23 protein-coding genes and 1 pseudogene are annotated in these 24009 nt (G+C 36.7%); 8 read left to right on the forward strand and 16 right to left on the reverse strand.

Features of this window, described 5'->3' with window-relative positions; genetic code table 11:
• Positions 1 to 12 precede the first annotated feature (12 nt).
• Both fmt and rsmB read left to right on the forward strand, forming a co-directional pair.
• Complete coding sequence (gene fmt / locus ACT2CV_RS05735) at positions 13 to 963, forward strand: methionyl-tRNA formyltransferase (protein WP_464973961.1); 951 nt, start codon at positions 13 to 15, stop codon at positions 961 to 963.
• Positions 960 to 2324, forward strand: a complete 1365-nt coding sequence (rsmB, locus tag ACT2CV_RS05740) for a 16S rRNA (cytosine(967)-C(5))-methyltransferase RsmB (protein ID WP_464973137.1) — start codon at positions 960 to 962, stop codon at positions 2322 to 2324. Before fmt ends, rsmB begins: the two co-directional genes overlap by 4 nt.
• A gap of 60 nt (positions 2325 to 2384) precedes the next feature.
• Here the strand turns inward: rsmB and mscL are convergent, their stop codons facing one another.
• The 5 genes from mscL to nudE form a co-directional block, all read right to left on the reverse strand.
• On the reverse strand, positions 2385 to 2771 hold the full coding sequence (gene mscL / locus ACT2CV_RS05745; RefSeq protein WP_464973136.1) for a large-conductance mechanosensitive channel protein MscL: 387 nt from the start codon (positions 2769 to 2771) through the stop codon (positions 2385 to 2387).
• An 83-nt stretch (positions 2772 to 2854) separates the two neighbouring features.
• Entirely contained in the window at positions 2855 to 4231 is a 1377-nt protein-coding gene (gene trkA / locus ACT2CV_RS05750) for a Trk system potassium transporter TrkA (protein ID WP_464973135.1), read from the reverse strand.
• A gap of 8 nt (positions 4232 to 4239) precedes the next feature.
• Positions 4240 to 5043 (reverse strand): glycosyltransferase family 2 protein, encoded by an 804-nt coding sequence (locus ACT2CV_RS05755; RefSeq protein WP_464973134.1) that lies wholly within the window; start codon positions 5041 to 5043, stop codon positions 4240 to 4242.
• Between the two features lie 48 nt (positions 5044 to 5091).
• Positions 5092 to 7098, reverse strand: coding sequence for an OPT family oligopeptide transporter (locus tag ACT2CV_RS05760; RefSeq protein WP_464973133.1), 2007 nt, complete (start codon positions 7096 to 7098; stop codon positions 5092 to 5094).
• 117 nt (positions 7099 to 7215) lie between these two features.
• A complete protein-coding gene (gene nudE, locus ACT2CV_RS05765; RefSeq protein ID WP_464973132.1) occupies positions 7216 to 7761 on the reverse strand; it encodes an ADP compounds hydrolase NudE in 546 nt (181 codons plus the stop codon).
• 73 nt (positions 7762 to 7834) lie between these two features.
• Between nudE and hslR the strand changes: the two genes are divergently transcribed.
• Positions 7835 to 8254: a ribosome-associated heat shock protein Hsp15 gene (hslR, locus tag ACT2CV_RS05770; protein ID WP_464973131.1), complete on the forward strand. Its 420-nt coding sequence runs from the start codon at positions 7835 to 7837 to the stop codon at positions 8252 to 8254.
• A 102-nt stretch (positions 8255 to 8356) separates the two neighbouring features.
• Entirely contained in the window at positions 8357 to 9226 is an 870-nt protein-coding gene (hslO, locus tag ACT2CV_RS05775) for an Hsp33 family molecular chaperone HslO (protein ID WP_464973130.1), read from the forward strand.
• A gap of 41 nt (positions 9227 to 9267) precedes the next feature.
• Here hslO and ACT2CV_RS05780 read toward each other — a convergent pair whose 3' ends face one another.
• Both ACT2CV_RS05780 and yihA read right to left on the reverse strand, forming a co-directional pair.
• Positions 9268 to 10791, reverse strand: coding sequence for a YifB family Mg chelatase-like AAA ATPase (locus ACT2CV_RS05780; protein ID WP_464973129.1), 1524 nt, complete (start codon positions 10789 to 10791; stop codon positions 9268 to 9270).
• A 95-nt stretch (positions 10792 to 10886) separates the two neighbouring features.
• Entirely contained in the window at positions 10887 to 11501 is a 615-nt protein-coding gene (gene yihA, locus ACT2CV_RS05785) for a ribosome biogenesis GTP-binding protein YihA/YsxC (protein ID WP_464973128.1), read from the reverse strand.
• 113 nt (positions 11502 to 11614) lie between these two features.
• Between yihA and ACT2CV_RS05790 the strand changes: the two are divergent.
• Positions 11615 to 12484: pseudogene (locus ACT2CV_RS05790) on the forward strand (VirK/YbjX family protein).
• Positions 12485 to 12490: 6 nt separating this feature from the next.
• On the opposite strand, the gene ACT2CV_RS05795 reads toward ACT2CV_RS05790, so the two are convergent.
• The 9 genes from ACT2CV_RS05795 to tusA form a co-directional block, all read right to left on the reverse strand.
• Positions 12491 to 12907, reverse strand: coding sequence for a PACE efflux transporter (locus ACT2CV_RS05795; protein WP_464973127.1), 417 nt, complete (start codon positions 12905 to 12907; stop codon positions 12491 to 12493).
• A 46-nt stretch (positions 12908 to 12953) separates the two neighbouring features.
• A complete protein-coding gene (gene araA, locus ACT2CV_RS05800; protein ID WP_464973126.1) occupies positions 12954 to 14441 on the reverse strand; it encodes an L-arabinose isomerase in 1488 nt (495 codons plus the stop codon).
• 9 nt (positions 14442 to 14450) lie between these two features.
• The gene (locus ACT2CV_RS05805; protein WP_464973125.1) at positions 14451 to 16037 is read right to left on the reverse strand and encodes a xylulokinase; all 1587 of its coding nucleotides are present in this window, start codon (positions 16035 to 16037) and stop codon (positions 14451 to 14453) included.
• Between the two features lie 150 nt (positions 16038 to 16187).
• Positions 16188 to 17036 (reverse strand): arabinose operon transcriptional regulator AraC, encoded by an 849-nt coding sequence (gene araC / locus ACT2CV_RS05810; protein ID WP_464973124.1) that lies wholly within the window; start codon positions 17034 to 17036, stop codon positions 16188 to 16190.
• Between the two features lie 2 nt (positions 17037 to 17038).
• Positions 17039 to 18004, reverse strand: coding sequence for an L-arabinose ABC transporter permease AraH (araH, locus tag ACT2CV_RS05815; protein ID WP_464973123.1), 966 nt, complete (start codon positions 18002 to 18004; stop codon positions 17039 to 17041).
• A 15-nt stretch (positions 18005 to 18019) separates the two neighbouring features.
• Positions 18020 to 19516 carry an L-arabinose ABC transporter ATP-binding protein AraG gene (gene araG / locus ACT2CV_RS05820; protein ID WP_464973122.1) on the reverse strand — a complete coding sequence of 499 codons (1497 nt, stop codon included), beginning with the start codon at positions 19514 to 19516 and terminating at the stop codon, positions 18020 to 18022.
• A gap of 78 nt (positions 19517 to 19594) precedes the next feature.
• Complete coding sequence (locus tag ACT2CV_RS05825; protein WP_464973960.1) at positions 19595 to 20359, reverse strand: substrate-binding domain-containing protein; 765 nt, start codon at positions 20357 to 20359, stop codon at positions 19595 to 19597.
• A gap of 5 nt (positions 20360 to 20364) precedes the next feature.
• Complete coding sequence (locus tag ACT2CV_RS05830) at positions 20365 to 20607, reverse strand: hypothetical protein (protein ID WP_464973121.1); 243 nt, start codon at positions 20605 to 20607, stop codon at positions 20365 to 20367.
• 241 nt (positions 20608 to 20848) lie between these two features.
• Positions 20849 to 21088, reverse strand: coding sequence for a sulfurtransferase TusA (gene tusA, locus ACT2CV_RS05835; protein ID WP_464973959.1), 240 nt, complete (start codon positions 21086 to 21088; stop codon positions 20849 to 20851).
• Between the two features lie 90 nt (positions 21089 to 21178).
• Between tusA and ACT2CV_RS05840 the strand changes: the two genes are divergently transcribed.
• Genes ACT2CV_RS05840 through hemG form a run of 3 tightly spaced genes read left to right on the forward strand, consistent with a single transcriptional unit; the run spans position 21179 to position 23771 of the window.
• On the forward strand, positions 21179 to 21787 hold the full coding sequence (locus tag ACT2CV_RS05840; RefSeq protein WP_464973120.1) for a YigZ family protein: 609 nt from the start codon (positions 21179 to 21181) through the stop codon (positions 21785 to 21787).
• An 11-nt stretch (positions 21788 to 21798) separates the two neighbouring features.
• Positions 21799 to 23262: a TrkH family potassium uptake protein gene (locus ACT2CV_RS05845; protein ID WP_464973119.1), complete on the forward strand. Its 1464-nt coding sequence runs from the start codon at positions 21799 to 21801 to the stop codon at positions 23260 to 23262.
• The gene (hemG, locus tag ACT2CV_RS05850; protein ID WP_464973118.1) at positions 23262 to 23771 is read left to right on the forward strand and encodes a menaquinone-dependent protoporphyrinogen IX dehydrogenase; all 510 of its coding nucleotides are present in this window, start codon (positions 23262 to 23264) and stop codon (positions 23769 to 23771) included. The genes ACT2CV_RS05845 and hemG overlap by 1 nt, the downstream gene beginning before the upstream one ends.
• The last annotated feature ends 238 nt before the right edge of the window (positions 23772 to 24009 follow it).

A 24009-nucleotide genomic window follows, 5' to 3' on the forward strand; every position in this document is an offset into this window, starting at 1 on the left:
TAGCACTTTATGATGAAAAAACTCAATATTATTTTTGCGGGAACGCCTGATTTCGCCGCTCAACATTTACAAGCATTATTGAATTCACAACACAATGTTATTGCTGTTTATACCCAGCCTGATAAGCCTGCTGGTCGTGGAAAAAAATTACAAGCCAGTCCAGTAAAACAATTGGCAGAGCAGCATAATATTCCTGTTTATCAACCTAAATCCTTACGTAAACCTGAAGCTCAGCAAGAATTAGCAGCATTGCAAGCGGATGTTATGGTTGTGGTGGCTTATGGTTTAATTTTGCCTCAAGCGGTATTAGATGCACCTCGTTTAGGCTGTTTAAATGTGCATGGCTCAATTTTACCACGTTGGCGTGGGGCAGCACCGATTCAACGTGCAATTTGGGCAGGCGATAAACAAACTGGCGTGACCATTATGCAAATGAATGCAGGGTTGGATACGGGCGATATGTTGCATAAAGTCTATTGTGATATTGAAGAGAAAGAAACGTCTGCAACGCTATATCATAAGCTTGCGCAGCTTGCACCACCGGCCTTGATTGAGGTGTTGGATCATTTGGATGAAGGCCGTTTTATCCCTGAAGCGCAAGAGGATAGTCAAAGTAATTACGCAGATAAACTAAGTAAAGAAGAAGCACTATTGGATTGGAATTTGTCCGCAGTTCAATTGGAACGTAATATTCGTGCTTTTAATCCTGCGCCTATTGCATTTTTGACCTTGTGTGTTGATGGTAACGAAGAACGAGTTAAAGTGTACCAAGCAGATGTATTGCCTCATCAAAATAAACTGCAAGGGACAATTTTAGCTTGTGATAAAACAGGATTAAAAATTGCTACAGCGGATGGCGTGCTGAATATTACACAATTACAACCTGCAGGCAAGAAGCCAATGTCTATTCAAGATTTCCTTAATGGACGTGCAGATTGGTTTATGGTAGGAACCCAGCTATGAGAACGGAAAAAACAGCACAAAAAAAGACCGCACTTAAGCATAAGTCTGAATCCGTACGCGTTGTAGCTGCACAAGTTATTTTACAGGTGTTAGATCAGGGAAAATCGCTATCCAGTTTAATCCCTGAATTTCAGTCTCAAGTCAAAGCACAGGACCTTCCCTTATTACAAGAAATCTGTTTTGGTGTGTGCCGCGTATTACCAAGGCTTGAATGGATTATTCGTTTGTTAGTTGATAAACCTTTAAAAGGCAAAACACGAATTGTGCATTGCTTATTATTGGTGGGGTTGTATCAACTTCTTTATACGCGCGTACCTGAACATGCTGCCATTAATGAAGCAGTGAATGCGACAAAATCCCTGAAAGTCGAGCAATTTCGGGGCTTAGTCAATGGTGTATTACGTCGCTTTTTACGTGAGCAAGCAGAAATATTGGCAGTGGTGGATAAACATTGGCAAACCTATCATCCTGAATGGCTTGTGAATAAATTGAAAAAAGCCTATCCCAATTGGCGTGAGGTCATTGAAGCGAATAATCAGAAACCACCAATGTGGTTGCGTGTGAATGTTCGTCATTCCAGCAAAGATGATTACCAACAATTATTAGCACAGCAAGAATTAGTGTCTCATTCAACAGAACATCCTCAAGCATTGCGCTTAGCAGCGGCAACAGCGGTGCAAAATTTACCTTATTTTGCGCAAGGTTGGAGTTCGGTGCAAGATATCAGTGCACAATGGGCAGCGTTACTACTAGAAGCAAAAAATGGTGAATTAATCCTCGATGCTTGTGCGGCACCAGGGGGAAAAACCACGCATATTTTAGAACTTGCACCGCAAGCTAAAGTGGTTGCGCTAGACATTGAAGAGGGGAGATTAAAGCGCGTCAGTGAAAATCTTGCTCGGTTACAGCAGAAAGCAACGGTTATTTGTGGTGACGCTTCTCAACCGCAACAATGGCTTCCTCAAGCTGCGGAAGCTATTGTGGGCAAAAAAAGTGCGGTGCAATTTGACAGAATTTTATTAGATGCACCTTGTTCAGCAACAGGCGTGATTCGCCGTCATCCTGATATTAAATGGTTGCGTCAAGAAAGTGATATTCAGCCTTTAGTGAAATTACAGCGAGAAATTCTTGATGCCCTTTGGGCAACATTAAAGCCGAATGGTATTTTGGTTTATGCGACTTGTTCATTGTTACCTGAAGAAAATTGCGAGCAAATCCGCCAATTCTTAGCCGATACACCAAATGCACAATTAGAAAGATTATCTTTTGCGCAGGATGAAAGTGCAGTGGGTTTTCAATTTATTCCACAAACAGAAGGTGGTGATGGTTTTTACTACGCCAAATTAAAGAAATTGGCTTAATACCGATAATAAAAAACGCCATGTGGAATACATGGCGTTTTTTTATGTAATTGAATGGGATTATTTTTTCAATAAATCACGAATTTCAGATAATAATTCTTCTGAAGTTGGACCTTTTGGTGCTTCTTCAACTGGTTTTTTCATTTTGTTAATGCCTTTTACCATTAAGAAAATAGCAAATGCAATAATGATGAAGTCAAAAATATTTTGAATAAATACACCGTAGTTTAAGGTTACTGCAGGTGTTTCACCTACTTTTTCTGCTAGAACGATTTTTAAATCTTTAAAGTCAACGCCGCCAGTTAAAATACCTAATACAGGCATAACTACATCAGCAACGAGTGAACTAACGATTTTACCAAATGCACCACCGATGATCACACCGACTGCCATATCAACAACATTGCCGCGCATTGCAAATTCGCGAAATTCTTTCATAAAGCTCATAATTTTTTCCTTTTATATAAATGGAAGTTAGGGAGTGCGTATTATATAAATTTTGTTCAATTTGTATAGCTTTTTTATTCCTTTTAGATAAAAAAGACGTTTGGTTGAAACAATTTCTCTATTTCAGGGACGTATTTTTTATCGGCTAAGTAAATAATGACATGATCTTCTTCTTGTAGTACCACATCTTTTTTAGCAATGAGCACCTCATTATCACGTAAAATAGCACCAATTAATGCTGTATTTGGCAATTTTAATTCGCTTACTTTGCGTCCAATAACATTTGAATTAGTTGGATCTCCATGTAAAACGATTTCTAAAGCTTCCGCTATACCATGACGTAGTGAGGCCACATTGGTGATATCGCCTTTACGAACATGGCTTAATAATGCAGAAATCGTGGCCTGTTGTGGTGAAATAGCAATATCAATAGATCCACCTTGCAATAGATTAATGTATGCCATACGTTGAATCAACACCATCACTTTTTTTGCACCAGATCGTTTTGCTAACATCGCTGACATAATGTTGGCTTCATCATCACTTGTTAAAGAAATAAACAAATCAATACTTTCAATTTGCTCTTCAAATAAGAAGTTTTGATCTGAAGCATCAGCATTAAATACCAAGGTTTTTGATAGTTTTTCTGCTAATTTGGTAGCGCGCGATGCATCTCGTTCGACTAATTTAATGGTGCAACTATTTTCTAAATAGCGGGCAACATTTGCACCAATATTACCACCACCAACAATCATAATGCGTTTATAAGGACGTTCTAAACGTTGTAGCTCTGACATGACTGCACGAATATGCTCAGTTGCACAGATAAATGTGACTTCATCTCCCGCTTCAATAATGGTAGAAGCTTGTGGGCGAATGGTTTTATCTTGGCGTAAAATCGATACAATACGACAATCAATATGGGGTAAATGTTCTCGTAAGGCTGAAATCGCATAGCCAACTAAAGGCCCACCATAATAGGCTTTGCATACAGCAATACTAATTTTTTCATCAGCAAAATGAGCGATTTGCAAGGCACCTGGATAGTTAATTAAGCGTACGATATCATCTGTAACCAGATTCTCTGGAGAAATAATATGATCAACAGGAATGACGTCAGGTTGAAATAATTTCTCTTTTTCGCGGATGTATTCACTATTACGAATTCGTGCAATTTTAGTTGGAGTATGGAATAGCGTATAGGCAATTTGACTGGCAACCATGTTGACTTCATCGGAACTGGTTACAGCCACTAATAAATCAGCGTCCATCAAGCCTGCTTCACGTAAAACAAATGGGGAAGAGGCGGAGCCTGTGACTACGCGTAAGTCATGCTTATCTTGAAGATTTTCTAAACGTGCTTCTTGATTATCAACAAGCGTAATATCATTATCTTCACTGACCAAATTTTCTGCCAGGGTTCTACCAACCTGACCCGCACCAAGAATCACTATTTTCACGTAATGTCCTATTCTCTTTCCAATATTAACGGATGAATACCAATATTAACCGAATTTAGACCGCACTTTAAGCGTTCTATTTGCTGACAAATATTTTCTGTTATCGCATTTGCCTGTGCAACATCGGTTTCTGTAATTTGTTCAACATGTTGTTGAAATAAAATCGCATTTAATAAACGCTCGGCGTGCATACCTGATCGACAATAATGCAATACACCTGGTTCTTCTTTTAAGGTGACTACCATGCCTATTTTCGTTGTGGCAATGCCGAGAGCACCGTCTTCACCACCAAAACGTCTAAATAATTCATTTTGTGGAAATCCACCACAAGCGAGGAAAAAGGAACGACGAAAAACCATATTGCCTGCAACGGTCATTAATACGTGTTGCCAAGCGAATTCAATATTTTCGTGTTCGGCAAAGTGCGGTGCTAAATCAACAGGTTTTAAGGCTAAACGAATGAGGGATACTTCAGGTTTAAAATGAAAAATCGCACTGGCAGAGGTTAATGCATCCGCTTCATAGGCATCATCCGCGTCTAAAAAAGCGATAAATTCTGCACTGCTTTGTAATGCCCCCCAATTGCGTGCTTTTGCAGGTCCTCCATTACGTGGCATTGCTTCAAATTTGATTTTATCGGGATATTGCTTTGCCAGTTCAGCGGCTAATTGTGCCGTATTGTCTGTGGAACAATCATCAACGAGCCATAGGCATCCTAAGTGCGGTTGATTTAGTACCGATGTTACCGCACGAATGAGGGTATTTTCTGCATTGTAGCAAGGAATAATTACATCTATTTTGGCGAAGTTCATTATTTAAACCTAAGAAAAAACGCTCTCAACTGAGAGCGTTTTATTATATTACTTTTTCGCTTTTAATACACGTAATGCAAAAATCGTTATACCAGCTGCGAATATCATCAAGCCAAGAACTTCTGCTGTACTTCCCCAGTTTTCTAAATTCAATGCAAGAGGTGCATCTGAACCACCTGAAGTCACAGAGCCGGCGATAATAAAGGCGAGTAATACGCCGATTAAGCTTTCACCCACGATTAAACCCGCAGCGAATAAAGTACCAAAGCGTTCTGCTTTTTTCTTCACTTCTGCAAGATCTTTACCTGTACGTTTTGCAAAGCTTTCTAAATGACGGTTGATTAACCACGCTAAGAATGCACCAACAATGATAGGCGCATTGATTGATGGTGGTAAGTAGATACCCATACCAACAGCTAATGCAGGTAAAGCAAAACGGTTGTTGGATGATTTTTTCAATAAAGTATCAATCACAATTAATACTGCACCAAATCCGATACCTGCAAAAATATAGCTCCATTCAAGATTGTGCGAGAAGATACCATTAGCGATGGTCATCATTAATGTCGCTTGAGGTGCAGATAATGCTTGTGCAGGATCCATTGTTTCACGTGGCATTGCACCAGCAAAACCATAAGCGTGATAAAGGATTTCAAGCACTGGTGCGATAACTAAAGCACCCACGATAACACCGATAATTAACGCAAATTGTTGGCGCCAAGGTGTTGCTTCAACTAATTGACCAGTTTTTAAGTCTTGTAAGTTATCGTTAGAAATCGCTGCGATACATACCACAATTGAGCCTGTGAATAAGGTAAGTGCGGTTAAGAATTTTTGACCTTCAGCAGTATCTAATAAACCTGTTGCAGAACCGATTAACATTAATACTAATGAGGTGGTTACCACAGAGATGATACCGATACCTGAAATTGGGCTTGAAGATGAACCTACTAAACCCGCCATGTATCCGCAAGCTGCTGCAACGAAGAAACCGATAACAAAGGCTAATAAAGTACAAACAACGATTAAAATAATTGCAGTGCTTGGCTCAATGCCGACAGGCTCTAGGAAGCTGTAAAGCGCTAAAACAATTAAAGCAACACTCACAAGTGTTGTGTAAATCATTGTTTTTGGTGATAAATCTTGTGAAGTGCGGTCATTATTTTGTGCGTTTGGATCTTTGAATGCGCGGATAGATTGTGACATACCCTCCATCATTGGTTTCATGAGCATTAATAATGTCCAAATTGCCGCAATACCGATAGTACCTACACCAATAAAGCGTACTTTGCTTTTCCAAATACTCATCGCATAACCGATCATATCAGCGCCTTCAGGCATTGGTGCGCTTGCAGTGAAATAAGGTACTGCAACACCCCAAGCGGCAAAAATACCTAATAAGATAGCGATACCGCCCACAATACCCACTAAGTAACCTGCGCCAAGTAAGGCTAATGAAAAGCCCATTGGTACTTGGAAAATCGCATTACCACCTTTAAACCAAAGGCTAGCGCCATCAGCAACAACACGTAAACCGTTTGTGACAAAGCCGACAACTGCAGCAACGATACCACCAGTTGCAATTTCTTTAATACCACTTTCATTTGAGTTGTCATGGCCTGCTTTTAAGATTTCCGCAGCCGCAACGCCTTCAGGGTAAGGTAAATCGCTTTTTACCACCATCGCATTACGCAATGGAACAGTGAAGATAACCCCAAGGATACCCCCCGAAATACAGATTAATAATGTTTGCCAGAATGGGAAACCTTGCCAGTATCCCATCATAAGCATCGCTGGGATCACGAAAATCACAGAAGAAAGCGTACCCGCAGAAGATGCTTGGGTTTGCACCATGTTGTTCTCAAGAATATTTGAGCCATGGAAGAATTTGAGTACTGCCATTGAAATAACGGCAGCAGGGATTGAAGATGCGAAAGTAAGACCTACTTTTAATCCCAAATAAACGTTGGAAGCGGTAAAGATTACCGTAATCAACGCCCCTAATAACATTCCTCGGAATGTTAATTCTTTTAATGATTGTTGATGTGTTGACATTAATAATTCCTTAAGTTTAAAAAAACGTTCGCATATTACCTTGATTAGAGGCTCAGGGAAAGTAGTTATTTATATATTTATGCAAATTTTATTGAAATTTATGCAAACGCAATCGATTTAGCTCGATTTTTTTAAATAATCACGCAATGCATAGAGTGCAACAAGATTACGTGCTTCATAAAAATTCTCATCATTTAATAAATGCTCTAAGTTAGCGAGAGGCATTCTTAAAATTTCCAAAGGTTCAGGTTCATCACCTTCTAATTGAGAGGGATAAAAATCCTGTGCAATTAAAATATGCATAGGACTATTCATATAAGTAAGATTGGAATTAATGGTGCGTAAATGTACAAACTCTTTCGCACCGATGCCCAATTCTTCTTGCATTTCTCGATTGGCACTTTGTTCTGGCGTTTCACCAAATTCCATCAAGCCTTTACAGAAACCCAGTTCATATTTTTCTGTGCCTACTGCATATTCTTTGACCATAATTAATTCATCATTTTCGATAGGAAGCACCATAACTGCAGCCCGACTTGCCGGTTTTAGTCGCTCATAGGTGCGTAAATTGCCATTGGAAAATTTAAGGTCTATGGATTGGATTTTAAAAATCTTAGATTGTGCTTTAGTAGAAATATTTAGAATTTCAGGGAGTTGCTTCATAACATCATCTCTTATTTTACAAAATTTAGGAATAACGATACCATAAACCAAAATAGCTGTTAAAGGATAATTTATGGCGAAACAAGCGCAAAATAAGCAAGAGGAAAAGGACGATGGTGTACGTTTGGACAAGTGGCTTTGGGCTGCTCGCTTTTATAAAACCCGTACCATTGCAAAAGAAATGATTGATGGTGGTAAAGTGCATTATAATGGGCAACGTACCAAGCCAAATAAAAGCGTAGAAGTGGGTGCAAAAATTCGTTTACGTCAAGGAAATGAAGAAAAAGAAGTCAAAGTCACCGCACTTTCAGACCAGCGAAGAGGTGCACCGCAAGCGCAATTATTGTATGAAGAAACGGCGGAAAGTATTGTACAACGTGAAAAAATGACCTTGGCGCGTAAAATGAATGCGATGCCACATCCTGATCGTCGACCAAATAAGAAAGAGCGTCGGGATTTAATTCGTTTTAAACAACAAGATGAAGGCTTGTAAAAGCAGGAAATAGCCCCATATAGCAAGCAATGTTCTCAAAGTGCGGTGTAATTTTAAGACGTTTTAGGTAGTTATAACGCACAGAAAAATCTAAGGAAATCTATGAATTATCAACAAGACAACGACAAATTATATCGTTATTTATTCCAAAATCGTGCTGTTCGTGGCGAATGGGTGCGTGTCAATAAAACTTTTGTAGATACACTAAACACACATCATTATCCAAAAGAAGTGCAAAATTTATTGGGTGAAATGATGGTGGCAACTAGTTTGCTCACAGCGACTTTAAAATTTGACGGTGATATTACGGTGCAAATTCAAGGTGATGGCCCGTTAAAATTGGCATTGGTTAATGGTTCTTATCAACAAAAAATGCGTGCTTTAGCACGTTTGCAAGATGATATTCCTGCACAAGCCAGTTTGCATGAAATGGTAGGGAAAGGTGTGTTAGTCATTACTATCACACCAACTGAAGGTGAACGTTATCAGGGCGTCATTGCATTAGATAAACCAACCATTACCGAATGTTTAGAAGATTATTTTGTGCGTTCTGAGCAATTACAAACGCAATTAATTATTCGTAGTGGTGAATTTAATGGTGAAGCGGTAGCGGCAGGCATGTTGCTACAAATTATGCCAGATGGTCAAGGTTCAGCAGAAGATTTTGAACATTTAGCCACGCTGACAGCCACAGTAAAAGACGACGAATTATTTGGTTTAAGCGCGGAAGAATTGTTGTATCGCCTTTACCATGAAGAAACGGTGGAAATTTACGAGCCACAGAATGTGCAATTCTTCTGTGGTTGTTCTGCAGATCGTTCTGGTGCAGCGTTATTATTGGTGCCTGAGCAGGAAATTGATGAAATTCTTGAAGAACATAATGGCAGCATTGATATGCAATGCGAATGTTGTGGTACACATTATTTCTTTAATAAACAAGCGATTGAAAAATTAAAAGAAAAATCGGCTTAATCATTTTATAGTTCATTTATAGCCGCTCAAAAGCGGCTTTTTTATCCCTGTAATTTCAGTAATAAGCGATCCATGGTGCGATAGCTTAAGGCTTCTGCTAAATGGGTTTGATTAATTTGTTCTGTTTCTGCTAAGTCAGCAATAGTACGAGCAACTTTTAAAATACGATGATAAGCTCGTACGGATAAACCCAGTTTGGTTAAGGCATTTTCTAAAAATTCGGCGTCTTTATTTTTTATCACACAGAATTTTTCAATTTCTTTTGCAGTTAAATGTGCATTGACTTTACCTTGGCGATGAAATTGTATTTCTCGAATCTTTAATATTTTTGACCGCACTTTTTCACTGCTCTCTCCACGATCAGAATTGGATTGCAAAGTACCTTTAGGTAATAAAGGTACCTCAATGGATAAATCAAAACGATCTAAAAAAGGACCAGATAACCGATTAAGATAACGCATAATTTGTTGTGGTGATGTGCGATTATGCGTGCCCTGATAATGTCCTGTTGGGCTTGGGTTCATGGCGGCGATTAATTGGAATTTGGCAGGAAAACAGATTTTTGCATTGGCTCTGGAAATAATGATTTCGCCACTTTCTAAAGGTTGGCGCAACGCATCCAAGACTTTTCGGTCAAATTCAGGTAGCTCATCTAAGAAAAGTACGCCGTTATGGGCTAATGAAATTTCACCTGGTTTTGGGATCGTACCACCACCCACTAATGCTGGCAAAGAAGCACTGTGGTGTGGAGATCTGAAAGGTCGGCGTTTCCAATTTGAAAAATTCAGTTCATTTTGGATCAAACTTGTTATTGAAGCGGTTTCAATGGCTTCTTGGTCTGTCATTTCTGGCAATAAATCAGTAAGCCGACTTGCAAGCATAGTTTTGCCTGTACCGGGTGGACCCAAAAGTAACAAATTGTGTTGTCCTGCTGCAGCAATGGTTAACGCGCGCTTTGCATGATGTTGCCCAATGATATCCGTTAAATCTCGCGAAACTTGCTGATTTTTCACCGCACTTTGTGGCGGAATTTCACTGGCTACGGGGAGGGTAAGTTGATTATTCAGAAATTGTACCGTTTCTAATAAAGTTGTTGCATAAAAGCTATCAAAATCAGAAATCAATGCGGCTTCATGCGCATTTTGCGCAGCAATTATCATATGTCGTTTAGCCTGTTGTGCAGCTAAAATCGCGGGGATGACACCAGGAACTGCTCGTAAATTTCCCGTCAATGCCAGCTCGCCCAAAAATTCAAAACGGCGTAATTGTTCTGCCTCAATTTGTCCTGATGCAGCTAATATGCCCAAAGCAATTGGCAAATCAAAACGTCCCCCTTCTTTTGGCAGATCGGCAGGTGCTAAATTAACAGTAATTCGCTTTGGTGGGTATTTAAATTGAGCGTTAATAAGTGCACTACGTACTCTATCCTGAGCTTCTTTTACCGTTTTCTCAGGTAATCCCACCAAGGTAAATCCGGGTTTCCCATTGCTAATATGGACTTCAATTGTAACCAAAGGCGCTTGTACACCAATGGAAGCTCGGCTATAAACAACAGCTAATGACATAAAAATTCCTCTTATCATAGATAAGAGGAACTATAAATGCAAAGCCAATGTGTTCACGAAAAGTGCGGTATAAATTTGGAATGAAAATCACAAAATTAGGCAGTTTGTGAGCTAAACCAACTATCTAATTTAGCGGCTAAACGATCTACCCCGACTTTATTCAATGCAGAAAACGGTTCGACTTGGATATCACCTTGGAAAGGTAAAATCGCTTCGCGTACCATTTTTACCGTTTTACTTCTTGCACTCTGGCTGAGTTTATCCGCTTTGGTTAATAGCAATAAAATAGGGAGATTTGAAGCAACGGCCCATTCAATCATCTGTTGATCTAAATCTTTTAATGGATGACGAATATCCATTAATATCACAACGCCTTGTAAACATTGACGTTTTTGTAAGTATTCACCAAGTGATTTCTGCCATTGTAACTTCATTTGTTCTGGTACAGCAGCATAACCATAGCCAGGCAAGTCCACTAATTTGAATTGGGGTTCTATCTCAAATAAATTAATCAATTGTGTTCGACCTGGTGTTTTTGAAGTGCGCGCCAAGTTTTTTTGATTCGTTAATGTGTTAAGTGCGGTGGATTTTCCCGCATTTGAGCGCCCAGCAAATGCAATCTCAATTCCTGTATCTTCAGGAAGTTGGTTTATATTTGCTGCACTAGTGAGAAAATGGGTTTTATGGTAGTTAAGTTTTATTTCTGACATAAAATTTCCTTTGTTATTTCGCATAAGGATACCCGATAAATGTGCGGAGGACGATAAAAAATACAAAAATAAATGAAATAATGTAGAATAGTGCAACAAAATTTGGAGAGACTATGACAAAAATATCATACCAATGGCCTGATGCAAACCAAGTTTATCCGGATCGCAATGGCAAATCTTATCGTTTAAAGCGCTTGCGTTATCGTCTACGCTTAATGCTACATGTTGGACTGGTGAAAAAATTTGAAGCATTTGTAAATCAACATAATGAGTTGGTGGAAGTGTTAAATCAGCGTACTGATTTTTCTTATCCATTAGTACATCGTTTTCTTGATAAACGTTTTTCTGCACAGCAACGTTTGGAATTAATGAAGGATAATTTACTGTTTTTACCCCAAAAATTAACCGCACTTTCTCAGAATATATGGAAAGAAACGATTAATTTAGGCGAAATTATTGAAGGTTTTGACATTATTTTGACGATTAATGAACATCAACCAATGGAAGGTTTTTGGGCGCTAGAATTGTATGAAAAAGAAACACAGCGTTTAATTTATATTTTAACTTTTGGTAAATTGGCTGATGCTTTATTAATTGCTGTAATTCAAGGTCCTAATTATGAAGATGCGAAGCAAATTGTTAAAACGCTGACCAAAAAATGCCATGGTCTTCGTCCGGCTTACTTAATGGTCGAAGTGATGAAATTATTGACGCAACATTTAGGTTTTTCTCAATTATTAGGCATACCTCAAAAATATCAAAATAAATAGCGAATTGTTCGTAGTAAACGTTATATGGTGGATTATGATGCGATTTTTTCTGAAAGTGGCGGTACGTTAGAAGAATATTGGTTATTGCCCTTGAACGTTGAAATGAAAAACTTAGAGCAAATTGAAAGCAAAAAACGTTCAATGTATCGTAAACGCTATGCAATGCTGGAATCATTCGCAAAACGTATTGCAGAAAATATTAAATTAACATAAGAGAGTTTAGGCTCTCTTTTTTATTAGATTTGCACGAATATTGTCATATAACCAATTGAAAATAAAGGTATAAACTAAAATAAGTAGGGTTAAGCCTATGTCCATAATGAATGCTGCTAAGTAATTGATTTGTAATACATAAGCGACCACCGGTAAGGTGAAAAGTAATAATCCACCTTCAAATGCGAAAGTATGGAAAAGGCGTAATTTGAAGGAACGTTTTTCTCGTGCACCGGTAAAAAAGAGATCAAAGATCCAATTAAATATCATATTCCAAATCACCGCGATGACTGAAATGAGCACCACCACGATTGTGGTTTCTGTTGTAGGGTGATGAGAAAAAAGTTTGATTGCGATAATTGAAATAAAAATAGCGAGTATTTCAAATAAAACAGCGTGAAAAAAGCGTTCTATTGGGGACATGATTTTTTTAGTTACGCCCTAAAAATTGAATTTAGGGCGTTTGAGATTAACTGTAAGCTACATCATTCCAACGTAATTCATTTTTTAATATAGGTAACGTTGTTTCTTCATTGATATGGATAAATTCTATATCAAAATATTCCGCAAAAATTCTCAACATTTCAGCATTAATATCAAGGCTGAATACACTGTGATGAGCTCCTCCCGCAATGACCCATGACTGTGTCCCTATATCAAAATTGGGTTTTAGTTTCCAGAAAGCATGACCTACTGGTAAATTAGGCATTGCTTTGGGTTTATCAACACTTTCTAAATCAGCGACTATCATTCTGAATCGGTTCCCCATATCGACAATGGTAGCATTAATTGCCTTTCCTGTTTTGGCTGTAAAAATTAATCTTGTGGGATCTGATTTGCCTCCGATACCTAAAGGTTTTATATCTAATGTCGGTTTATGCGCGGCAATCGAAGGGCAAATTTCAAGCATGTGTGCACCAAGGACTAGTTCATTGTTTTCATCAAGATTATAAGTGTAATCTTCCATGAAAGATGTTCCTTTTGTTAATCCATAACTCATTACTTTTAGTGCTCGCACTAATGCAGCTGTTTTCCAGTCACCTTCTGCTCCAAATCCATAACCTTGGGCCATTAGCCTTTGTACTGGTAACCCAGGTAATTGGTTTAGTCCATTTAGATTTTCAAACGTATCCGTAAATGCATGGAATCCACCTTTATCTAAAAATGATTTTAAGCCAAGCTCTATCCTAGCACTATCTAATAGCGACTCGCGTTTTTCTCCTTCTTCAGTAAGTGAGGGTAGGATAGTGTATTCTTGTTCGTATTCTCTAACTAGTTTTTTGACATCATTTTCGTTAACCTTGTTAATTTCTTCCACTAATTGGTAAACTCCGTAGCCATTGACGCTATAACCAAATTTGATTTGTGCTTCAACTTTATCTCCTTCAGTTACCGCAACTTGACGCATATTGTCACCAAAACGCGCAATTTTTAATTGTTTTTGATCATAGATTGCCGCGCATACACGCATCCATTGTTCAAGTTTTAGTTTAACATCTTCGGTTTTCCAATGTCCTGCAATAATAGTTCTTGGTTTACGTAAACGGGAAAGTAAAAATCCAAATTCTCTATCTCCATGAGCAGTTTGATGAAGATTCATGTAATCCATATCAATGCTATCCCAAGGAATATTTTTATTGAACTGTGTATGAAATTGTACTAATGGTTTATTCAGTTGTGTTAAGCCTGCAATCCACATTTTCGCTGGAGAAAATGTATGCATCCAAGCAATAATTCCAACACAACTATCTTGATTATTGGCTTTCTGACAAATAGATAAAATATCTTCAGAAGTAGTTGCTAGATCTTTTAATTTAATAGAAATAAAAGGGTTTTGCTGATTTAAATAGTTAACTATTTCCAGAGCATTATTTTTAACATGATTTAGCGATTCATCACCATATAAGTGTTGGCTACCTACAACGAACCAAACTTCAAGTTTTTTTAAAAATTCCATTGTGTTCTCCTAATGTATTTGAGTTGCAGCAGTTTGAGCGATATCAATACCAGATTGGTAATGTTGAATAAATTGTTCATAACCTTCTACAAGAGATGGTTCTGGTTTAATAATGTTAGTATATGTATTAGAAAAAATAATATTTTGTAAATATTCGTTTAACGACATTTTATTCCCAAGATAATTAGCTAATAATGCAATACCCCAAGCTCCACCTTCCCCTGCTGTTTCCATTGTTGCAATAGGAATATTTAAAGCAGAAGATAATATTTTTTGAGCAACGCCTGGGGTCTTGAAAATTCCACCATGTCCTACAATTCTATTAATTTTAACTTGTTCTTGTTTTAGTAGAATATCTACACCTAATTTCATTACTGCGAAAGCAGAATATAAATGTGTAAGGATAAAATTTGGCAAGTTAAATTGTGCATTTGATGGATGGATAAATATAGGACAACCTTTAGTTAGATTTAACAGATGTTCACCAGTATAAAACCCATAAGATAGTAAACCTCCACCATTTGGATCAGCTTTTAGTGCTAAGTTAAATAGAGTTTCATATAAGGTGTTTTTAGGTATATTTAGCTCAAAGGCATTAAGAGTTTCATGAAATATATTTATCCAAGAATTAATATTTGATGTACAATTATTAGCATGAGCCATAGCAACAAGTTTACCTTCAGGGGTTGTTACTAAATCTAGTTTCTCATAGACTCTAGAAAGTCCTTTTTCTAAGACAATCATAGCAAATGCAGATGTTCCAGCCGATATATTTCCTGTGCCTTCTAAGATGCTATTTGTCGCAATCATACCTGTCCCGGCATCTCCTTCCGGCGGGCAAAAAGGGATATTAGGTTGAAGATTTCCTGTTGGATCAAGTAATTTCGCACCTTCTTCTGTTAAAAATCCAGCATTTTCTCCTGCAACTAGAATCTTAGGGAGAATTTCTTCTAGACCCCAAGAGTATGAATGTTTTGATATTAAATCGTTAAATTGTAATAGCATAGATTTATCATAATCAGCATATTCTGTATTAACAGGGAACATTCCTGAAGCATCGCCAATGCCCAAAACTTTTTTGTCAGTTAATTTCCAATGAACATAGCCAGCTAGAGTTGTGAAGAAATGGATTTGAGATAGATGTTCCTCTTTATTGAGAACTGCTTGATATAAGTGTGAAATACTCCATCTTTGAGGAATATTATAGTTAAATAATGTAGTTAATTGTTTAGAGGATTCTGATGTAATATTGTTTTGCCAAGTTCTAAATGGAACTAGCAATTCTCCATTTTGATTAAAAGGTAAATAGCCATGCATCATAGCGCTAATACCAATAGCTGATAGTTTTTTTAATGTAATTTGGTATTGATTTTTTATTTTTTGAGATAAATTTGTATAAACAGTTTGTAATCCATTTAAAATATCATTTTGAGAGTAAGTCCATATTCCGTTATCTAGCTTACTTTCCCAATTTACTTCACTACTTTCAAGAATATTGCCTTCTTGATTTATTAAGACAGCTTTGATACGAGTAGAACCAAATTCAATTCCTAATACAGCCTGCCCAGAATTAATATAGGTTGCTATATTTTCCATATATAACTCCTTACTATTTAATATTGAGTAACAGGTAATAGGATATATCTAAATTTTATAGAAAATAAGAATAAAAGATGCTAATAATATGGATAATATAGCTATTAAATGTGAAGTGATAAATAGATCACATATTTCAAATATTATGAATTAACGAGAACTTCTATATTCAGAAGGATTTAGTCCAGTATATCTTTTGAATAAACGAGAAAAGTAAAGAGGATCATCATATCCCAATTGCCTAGAAATAGTATAAATAGGGGCATTAGAGGTATGTAATAAATATTGTGCTTTAATCATCCGCTGTTCTTCTCGCCATTTAACAATACTTGTTCCTACTTGTTGTACAAAAAGATGGGATAACCGAGAGGCTGATATATGTACTTGTTCAGCTATTTCAGATATACTATGATTTTTATCAATATTATTAGTAATAAATTGACAAATAGATAAAATCCTGCAATCGAGCATTAGTTGTTTATTGCTTGGATCTAAACGAAAACATTTAATGAGTAATTGTTCCAATAAACTCATTGACATCTCTTGTGAGAATAATAAGCCATTCTTATATTCAGTTGCTATATTTTTGAATAATAGGATGAGCTCTTTGTAAATATCTGTATTTGGAGTAGTTAGCTTTTTGACATTATGTATAGTTTTACTCCAATCTAGCCAACTCTTCCATATTGTTCTGGGGTGAAAATATATCCACTGGTGTTCCCATGTATCTGAGATTGTTGCTCTATGATAGTAATGAGGAATTCCAGGTGGAAACAATAAAATATCACCGACAGAGCAATTAAAGGCACTGTTACCATGAAATATGGTTCCAGTACCTTTTGTCGTTAAATTGATAATGTAGCCTTTCATTCCATTAGGGCGGTCTATAACAAAATCTAGTTCATTCCCTTTTTCAATGTAAGTACATCCAGCGACTAAGTATGCACTAAAATTATATCCTGGTAATAAAGGGTTGGTCTGAATATTTTTTTCTTCCATAATTAAGCTTTGATAAATTTTTGTTTATATTTATCAAAGATTACAGCAATTAACAGAATTAGTCCACGTACAACGTACTGTGCGAATGGGGAAATGTTAAGTAAGTTCATAGCATTTTCAATTGTTCCTAAAATAAGTACCCCTGCAATAATAAAGGAAATTTTAGCTATTCCTCCGTTTAGAGATACTCCACCTAAAACACAAGCAGAAATTGCTACTAATTCAAATCCAATTGAAGTCATTGGCTGTCCACTTGTCATCCTTGCAGCAAGGATTATACCTGCCAATGCAGAAACTAAGCCTGACAGAATGAAAATAATAAATTTTGTTCTAGCTACATTTATACCAGCTAATCGGGATGCTTCTTCATTACCTCCAATAGCAAGGGTATTACGTCCATAAGTTGTTCTACTTAACAAAAATCCGAAAATAGCAATGCATACAATAGTGAACCAGATTGGTAGAGGAAGTTCTAAGAAACTTTTATATCCTAGATCAAAAAAATCTTCCTGTGTGATACCAACAGCTTTACCGTCAGAAATGATATAGCCTAATCCTCTAGCAATCTGCATAGTTGCTAATGTAGTGATAAGTGAGTTAATTTTTAGTTTAGCAATGACAAAACCATTAATGGAACCAATTAGCAGACCTAATCCTAAACCAGCAGCAATTCCTATTGTAATACTTTGTGTTGTATTCATAACTACAGCTGTAACAACACCTGAGCAAGCTATGATGGATGCTACAGAAAGATCTATTTCACCTGCTGCTAAGCAAAATAACATACCACAAGCAACCATACCACTCATAGAAATTGCTAAACCAAGGCCTTTCATGTTAATAATTGTCGCAAAATTAGGAATAAAGAAACAGGATGCAATAAAAATAACAAAGAAAATTAATAACATTCCGTAGGAATTCCATATTTTACCGAATATATTTGTATTGTTTGTTAATGAGTTATTCATCTTTTTTCTCCAGAATTAATGTGTTTCAAGCATTGCTAATTTTAAGATTTTTTCTTCTGTAGCTTCAGAACGTTTAACTACACCCGTTATTTTTTGCTCTCGCATAACCATTATACGATCAGATAAACCGATTACTTCTGGTAAATCGCTTGATACAACGATAATTGCTAATTTCTCTTCTGCTAATTTGAATATGAGATCATAGATTTCTGATTTTGCACCAATATCAATACCTCTTGTAGGCTCATCAAGTAATAACACTTTAATATCTTCAGATAACCAACGACCTAGAATTACTTTTTGTTGATTTCCACCTGAAAGATTAATGATCAGTTGTTTAATTGATGGTGTTTTTACATTCATTTGAATGCATTGGTTTTCTGCGTTTTCTTTTTCCCATTTATTATTAATAATGAACTGAAAGAAATTTTGAGAACGTCTCGCGCTAATATTAATGTTTTCTTCAACGGTGGCAGTTGGTATAATGCCCTCTTTTTTACGATCTTCTGGGCAAAGAACAATACCTTTTTCTATTGCATCTCGGGGGTTGTAAATTTTGCACTGTTGTTCATCTAATTCAATTGCACCTTCTGTCATTGGATCCGCGCCAAAAATGACTTTTAGTAATTCTGAACGACCTGCACCAACTAATCCAAATAAACCTAAGACTTCTCCAGATTTAACTTCTAAATTAAAGTTGCCTTTTAACTTAGTTCCTGAAAGTGCGGTAACTTTTAAGCGAGTTTTTCCTATATTTCTAGGACGATAATGATAAATATCACCTAAATTTCTACCTACCATGCTTTTAACTAAAGTATCATTCGTTATTTGGCTTAAGTCTGAAAATGTTTCAACAAATTTTCCATCCTTCAATACTGTGATTGCATCACTAATACGGAAAATTTCCTCCATCCTATGGGAAACATATAAAATAACTTTCCCTTCTTCTTTTAATTCATTAATTACTTGAAATAATTTCTCTATTTCTGGTGCTGATAAACTGCTTGTAGGTTCATCAAATGCAATAATTTTAGCTCCTCTACTTAATGCTTTAGCTATTTCCACCATTTGCCATTGACCAATAGAAAGTTCTTTCAATGGAGTGTTTGGTGAAATATGTAGGTCAAGTTTATCTAAATATTTTTGTGTACGAGATATTAATTCGCTTTTATTTACTAAACCAAATGAATGTGGTAATTGTCCTAAACATAAGTTTTCAGCAACAGTCATTTCTGGGACAATATTCAATTCCTGATAAATAATTGCTACTCCGGCTAGTAATGCTTGCTTAATGTTATGGAAAACCATCGTTTTACCACCAATATGTAGCTTTCCCGTGGTTGGTAAATAATTACCACTTAATATTTTTAATAAAGTTGATTTTCCAGCACCATTTTCTCCCATAATGGCATGTACTTTACCTTCATGACATTTAAAAGAAACATTTTGTAAGGCTTTTACACCAGGGAAACTTTTACTGATATTATCAAATTCTAAATAAGGAATTTCCATCGTAAGTTCTCCTTATAACCTTGTATTATTGGATATTAGGATTGGTATTTATAAAATACCAATCCTTTCATGTGAAAATTAAAGACCTTTTTTCAATAATTCTTCTTTGAAATTTTCGCGTGTAAGTAGAACAGGGTTACCAATAGGGGTATATTTAGGTGGCTCAACTCCTTCTTTTATCCATTTATACAACATCTCAACACTTTTATATCCATGTACATCAGGGCTAGGTAGCAAGGAACCTACGAAACCTGTTGGGTTAGGTTTTGATAATTCATTGACGGCATCTGTTCCATTAATGCCAATGCCAATCACATTTTCAGCTTTAAATCCTTGTCCTTCTGTTGCTCGAATTCCACCAAGAACAGTATTATCATTCATCCCCACAATAAGCCAGTTTTTTACCTCAGGGTGTTGAACTAACATTGAATTTGCTGCATCTAGAGCCCCTGGAATATCATTACTTTTAGTTGGTGATTTATAAATTTGTTTTTCAGGAAATCCTAGTCTTACTAGTGCAGACAATGAACCATCAGTTCTGCGACGAGCAGTATCTAGTTCATCAGCTGTAATAGCCAGTACCGCAGTATCTTTATAGTCCCATTTTCGTTTTTGAATTTCTTTATAAAGCTCTTCCCCTTGTCGTTCACCAATTTCGGTTGCTGCCATCATGATTAGTGGTACCTGTGTCATTGGTTCTCCAGCAGCATTAAGAAATTGGTCATCAACTGCAAGCACTTTTAAATCATATGCTCGAGCTTTAGCCATAATTGCTGGTCCAAGTTTAGGGTCAGGGGTACAAATAACAAATCCTTTAGCTCCATTTGCTGCTAAATTATCAATAGCATTTAGTGTCTTTTCCCATCTGGAACAGCCATTTTTATAATTTGAACATTTCCCAAATCTTTTGCTGCTTTATCAGCAAACATCCATTCAGTTTGAAACCAAGGTTCTTCAGGTTGTTTAACTAAGAAGCCTAACTTCATTGGAGTGGAAGAGCTAGAATATACAGGGGGAGAGCTTAATCCTACCACAGCGAATAAAGAAACAGCCATTAACGATTTAAGAAAAGTTCTTTTGCTTGCTTTCATACTTAGTACTCCTATTTTAGGATTGTTGATATTTATCAATGAGATATGAACTTATTGGATAAGGTTATCTTTATTTGAAGAATATGTTACAGAATTGAAATAAATAGAAAAGAGATCTAGATCACATTTTAAATTTACAGCAGAAAAGTCCATTTTTTGAGCAAGAAAAACTATAATCTGTGGGATGATAGTAACGTTCAATATGGATTAGATAATAATTAATATCGCTCAAGGAAATTAATTATTTGCCTTTTTTAACCCAATATTTATAAGGCAGTTCAGCGATTTCACTTTGTAGCAGTTGATGATCCATAAATTGACAAAAGCTTGGAATATCACGAGTCGTTGCAGGATCATCAGCGATAATGAGCAAAATTTCACCTGTTTGCATGTGGCGGATTTGTTTGCGAACAAGCATAACGGGTTCTGGGCAGCGTAAACCTTGTGCATCTAACGTGTAATTTATCGTAATATCATTCATATTATTTATATTGCTTTTTACTTTCATTTTTAATGGGTTGTCGTTATGATAGCGTGCGAAGCAAGTGCGGTCAAAATTTAAGAAGATTTTATGCAATATTTAGTGCCTAAAAGTGCGGTGGTTTTTGAAGAAGAAATTAAGAAAAGTCGTTTTATTACCTATTTGAGCCGTACTGAAGGTCTGGAACAAGCAAAAGCCTTTTGGCAAGAGATAAAAGCGTTACATCCATCTGCTCGTCATCATTGCTGGGCAACTGTCGCTGAAGCACCTTGTAACTCTCAAACGCTTGGTTTTTCTGATGATGGTGAGCCTGCAGGAACGGGGGGGGAACCGATGTTGGCTGCATTACAAGGAAGCCAGATTGGTGAAATTACCGCAGTCGTTGTGCGTTATTATGGTGGCATTTTATTAGGTACTGGTGGTTTGGTGCGTGCTTATGGTGGTGGCGTACAACAAGCACTAAAATTATTAGAAACTACGTTAAAAATTGAGCGAAAATCTTACCAAGTGTGCTGTGATTATCATCAAATTAATTTGTTACAATTGTTGTGTGAACAATTTGATATCCTGATTCTAAGTACAGATTTTCAAGCGGATGTAAAATTTATATTAGGTGTAAGTGAAGATAAACTTGAACCCTTTGAGTCAGCATTAACCGAACGTTTTTCAGGTCAACTGAGTTTATCAGAATTAGAATAAGAGAGTGGATAATGCATATTTTAGCAATTATTCGGATTGTCGGTATTTTGGTAATGTGTTTTTCATTATCAATGTTAGTGCCTGCTTTTGTCGCTTTGATTTATGGCGATGGTGGTGGTAAAGCTTTCGTGTTGTCGTTTTTTTATAATTTTTCTGCTGGTATGCTACTTTGGTGGTTTTGCCGCTCTCATAAAGAAAGTTTACGGTCGCGCGAAGGATTTTTAATCGTAGCTATGTTTTGGGTGCTGCTGAGTTTATTAGCGGTTATTCCCTTCACATTATTCGATGAACTCAGCCTCAATTTTGCAGATGCAGTCTTTGAATCTTTCTCAGCACTTACAACAACAGGTGCAACCGTTATTTCGGGATTAGATTATCTGCCTAAATCGATTTTATTTTATCGTCAATTTTTGCAATGGATTGGTGGTATGGGGTTAATCGTGCTCGTGGTGGCAGTTATTCCTCTATTAGGTATTGGTAGTAGCCACTTGTACAGAGCTGAGTCCTCAGGACCAATGAAAGATCAAAAAACATTGCCAAGAATCGGTGAAGTTGCCAAATTATTATGGTTACTTTATTGTGGATTAACTGTTCTCTGTGCATTGGCTTACTGGTTTGCTGGTATGTCAACTTTTGATGCCATATCACATAGCTTTTCTACTGTGGCCAATGGCGGTATGTCTACACATGATGAAAGCTTAGGTTACTTCAAAAATCCAGCGGTTTATTTTATTGGTGCAGGATTTATGTTGATTGCTGGCTGTAATTTTGGTTTGCATATCCGCGCATTAACTCATTGGAAATATCAATCTGTTTGGAAAATCTACACTAAAGATGCTGAGTTTCGCTTTTTTTGCCTGATGCAAGCAACCTTTATTGCACTGATGTCCATCGGTTTATATTTAACTTATGATGATTATTCTGTGTTAGATGCAGTTTCTCAAGGTGCGCTACAATCGGTTTCAATGGCAATGACATCGGGTTATAGCTTATTTGATTTAAACCAACTTCCTTCATTTCTTGGTATGTTGTTAGTTTTTGCCGCGCTCATTGGTGGTTGTGCAGGCTCAACGTCTGGTGGTTTAAAAACCATTCGTGTGCTAGTGATTTGGTTGCAAGTAAAACGTGAATTTAAACATTTAGTCCATCCTAATTTGGTTATCCCTGTAAAATTAGATGATACTCTGCTTTCTCAACGAGTTATTGATGGTATTTGGGGATTCCTTGTTGCCTTTTTCTTAACTTACTGGGGGTGTGTATTTGCGGTTATTTTGTGTGGAATGAGTGCACAAGACGCATTATTATCAGTTTTTGCTACATTGACGAACGTTGGACCTGGGCTCGGTTTAATTAGCCAAAGCTTCGCGGAAGTACCTGATAGTGCGAAATATGTTTTTTCTTTTGCTATGACAGCGGGACGTTTAGAAATCTTTTCATTGTTAATTTTATTTAGTCCAACTTTCTGGAAAACTTAATGAAGACAGTTATTTTATATTCAAGCCATGATGGGCAAACGAAAAAGATCGCCCATTTTTTAGCGCAGCATTTAATTGGTCATACAGAAGTGCGGTCAATTTCTGACAGGTTTTCAATTGAAGCGGATCGTATCATTATTGGTGCTTCTATTCGCTATGGGCATTTTGATAAAGCTTTGTATAAATTTATCCAAAAAAACACCGCACTTTTAAATAGCAAGCAAACGGGGTTTTTTGGAGTGAATTTAACGGCGAGAAAAGCGGGCAAAGATAGTCCTGAAACCAATGTCTATGTAAGAAAATTTTTGCAACGTATTGAATGGAAACCAACGATCTCAGCAGTGTTTGCAGGCGCGTTGTTTTATCCTCGTTATAATTGGTTTGATCGTTTTATGATCAGATTGATTATGAAAATTACAGGAGGCGAAACTGATACATCTAAAGAGGTGGAATATACTGATTGGAATAAAGTGCAAGCTTTTGCTGAAGAGTGTGACAAGATGAATTAATAAGCATTGTGAGTATAAAATCATCTTAGTGATGTATAATTTGGTTAAGAAAAAAGCAGTTAATAAATTTGTGAAAAAAAACACTTGCAAGGAATAAAAATATTCCTATAATGCACCTCCGCAACGCAAGGTAAGCAATGTTGAAAATTAAGTGAAAAAAAAAGCTTAATTTTTTCTTGACGAGAAAATCTGAAAAAGATATTATTTCAAGCCTTGCTAAATGCAATTGTTCTTTAAA

The sequence above is a fragment of the Reella acinonychis genome, from assembly GCF_052384575.1.
Classification (GTDB): Bacteria; Pseudomonadota; Gammaproteobacteria; order Enterobacterales; family Pasteurellaceae; genus JBQSUQ01.

Excerpts from the sequence above, each read along its gene's own strand:
- fmt (WP_464973961.1), top strand. The coding sequence starts at position 13 with ATGAAAAAACTCAATATTATTTTTGCGGGAACGCCTGATTTCGCCGCT.
- rsmB (WP_464973137.1), top strand. The coding sequence starts at position 960 with ATGAGAACGGAAAAAACAGCACAAAAAAAGACCGCACTTAAGCATAAG.
- mscL (WP_464973136.1), bottom strand. The coding sequence starts at position 2,771 with ATGAGCTTTATGAAAGAATTTCGCGAATTTGCAATGCGCGGCAATGTT.
- ACT2CV_RS05755 (WP_464973134.1), bottom strand. The coding sequence starts at position 5,043 with ATGAACTTCGCCAAAATAGATGTAATTATTCCTTGCTACAATGCAGAA.
- ACT2CV_RS05760 (WP_464973133.1), bottom strand. The coding sequence starts at position 7,098 with ATGTCAACACATCAACAATCATTAAAAGAATTAACATTCCGAGGAATG.
- nudE (WP_464973132.1), bottom strand. The coding sequence starts at position 7,761 with ATGAAGCAACTCCCTGAAATTCTAAATATTTCTACTAAAGCACAATCT.
- hslR (WP_464973131.1), top strand. The coding sequence starts at position 7,835 with ATGGCGAAACAAGCGCAAAATAAGCAAGAGGAAAAGGACGATGGTGTA.
- hslO (WP_464973130.1), top strand. The coding sequence starts at position 8,357 with ATGAATTATCAACAAGACAACGACAAATTATATCGTTATTTATTCCAA.
- ACT2CV_RS05780 (WP_464973129.1), bottom strand. The coding sequence starts at position 10,791 with ATGTCATTAGCTGTTGTTTATAGCCGAGCTTCCATTGGTGTACAAGCG.
- yihA (WP_464973128.1), bottom strand. The coding sequence starts at position 11,501 with ATGTCAGAAATAAAACTTAACTACCATAAAACCCATTTTCTCACTAGT.
- ACT2CV_RS05795 (WP_464973127.1), bottom strand. The coding sequence starts at position 12,907 with ATGTCCCCAATAGAACGCTTTTTTCACGCTGTTTTATTTGAAATACTC.
- araA (WP_464973126.1), bottom strand. The coding sequence starts at position 14,441 with ATGGAATTTTTAAAAAAACTTGAAGTTTGGTTCGTTGTAGGTAGCCAA.
- ACT2CV_RS05805 (WP_464973125.1), bottom strand. The coding sequence starts at position 16,037 with ATGGAAAATATAGCAACCTATATTAATTCTGGGCAGGCTGTATTAGGA.
- araC (WP_464973124.1), bottom strand. The coding sequence starts at position 17,036 with ATGGAAGAAAAAAATATTCAGACCAACCCTTTATTACCAGGATATAAT.
- araH (WP_464973123.1), bottom strand. The coding sequence starts at position 18,004 with ATGAATAACTCATTAACAAACAATACAAATATATTCGGTAAAATATGG.
- araG (WP_464973122.1), bottom strand. The coding sequence starts at position 19,516 with ATGGAAATTCCTTATTTAGAATTTGATAATATCAGTAAAAGTTTCCCT.
- ACT2CV_RS05830 (WP_464973121.1), bottom strand. The coding sequence starts at position 20,607 with ATGAAAGCAAGCAAAAGAACTTTTCTTAAATCGTTAATGGCTGTTTCT.
- tusA (WP_464973959.1), bottom strand. The coding sequence starts at position 21,088 with ATGAATGATATTACGATAAATTACACGTTAGATGCACAAGGTTTACGC.
- ACT2CV_RS05840 (WP_464973120.1), top strand. The coding sequence starts at position 21,179 with ATGCAATATTTAGTGCCTAAAAGTGCGGTGGTTTTTGAAGAAGAAATT.
- ACT2CV_RS05845 (WP_464973119.1), top strand. The coding sequence starts at position 21,799 with ATGCATATTTTAGCAATTATTCGGATTGTCGGTATTTTGGTAATGTGT.
- hemG (WP_464973118.1), top strand. The coding sequence starts at position 23,262 with ATGAAGACAGTTATTTTATATTCAAGCCATGATGGGCAAACGAAAAAG.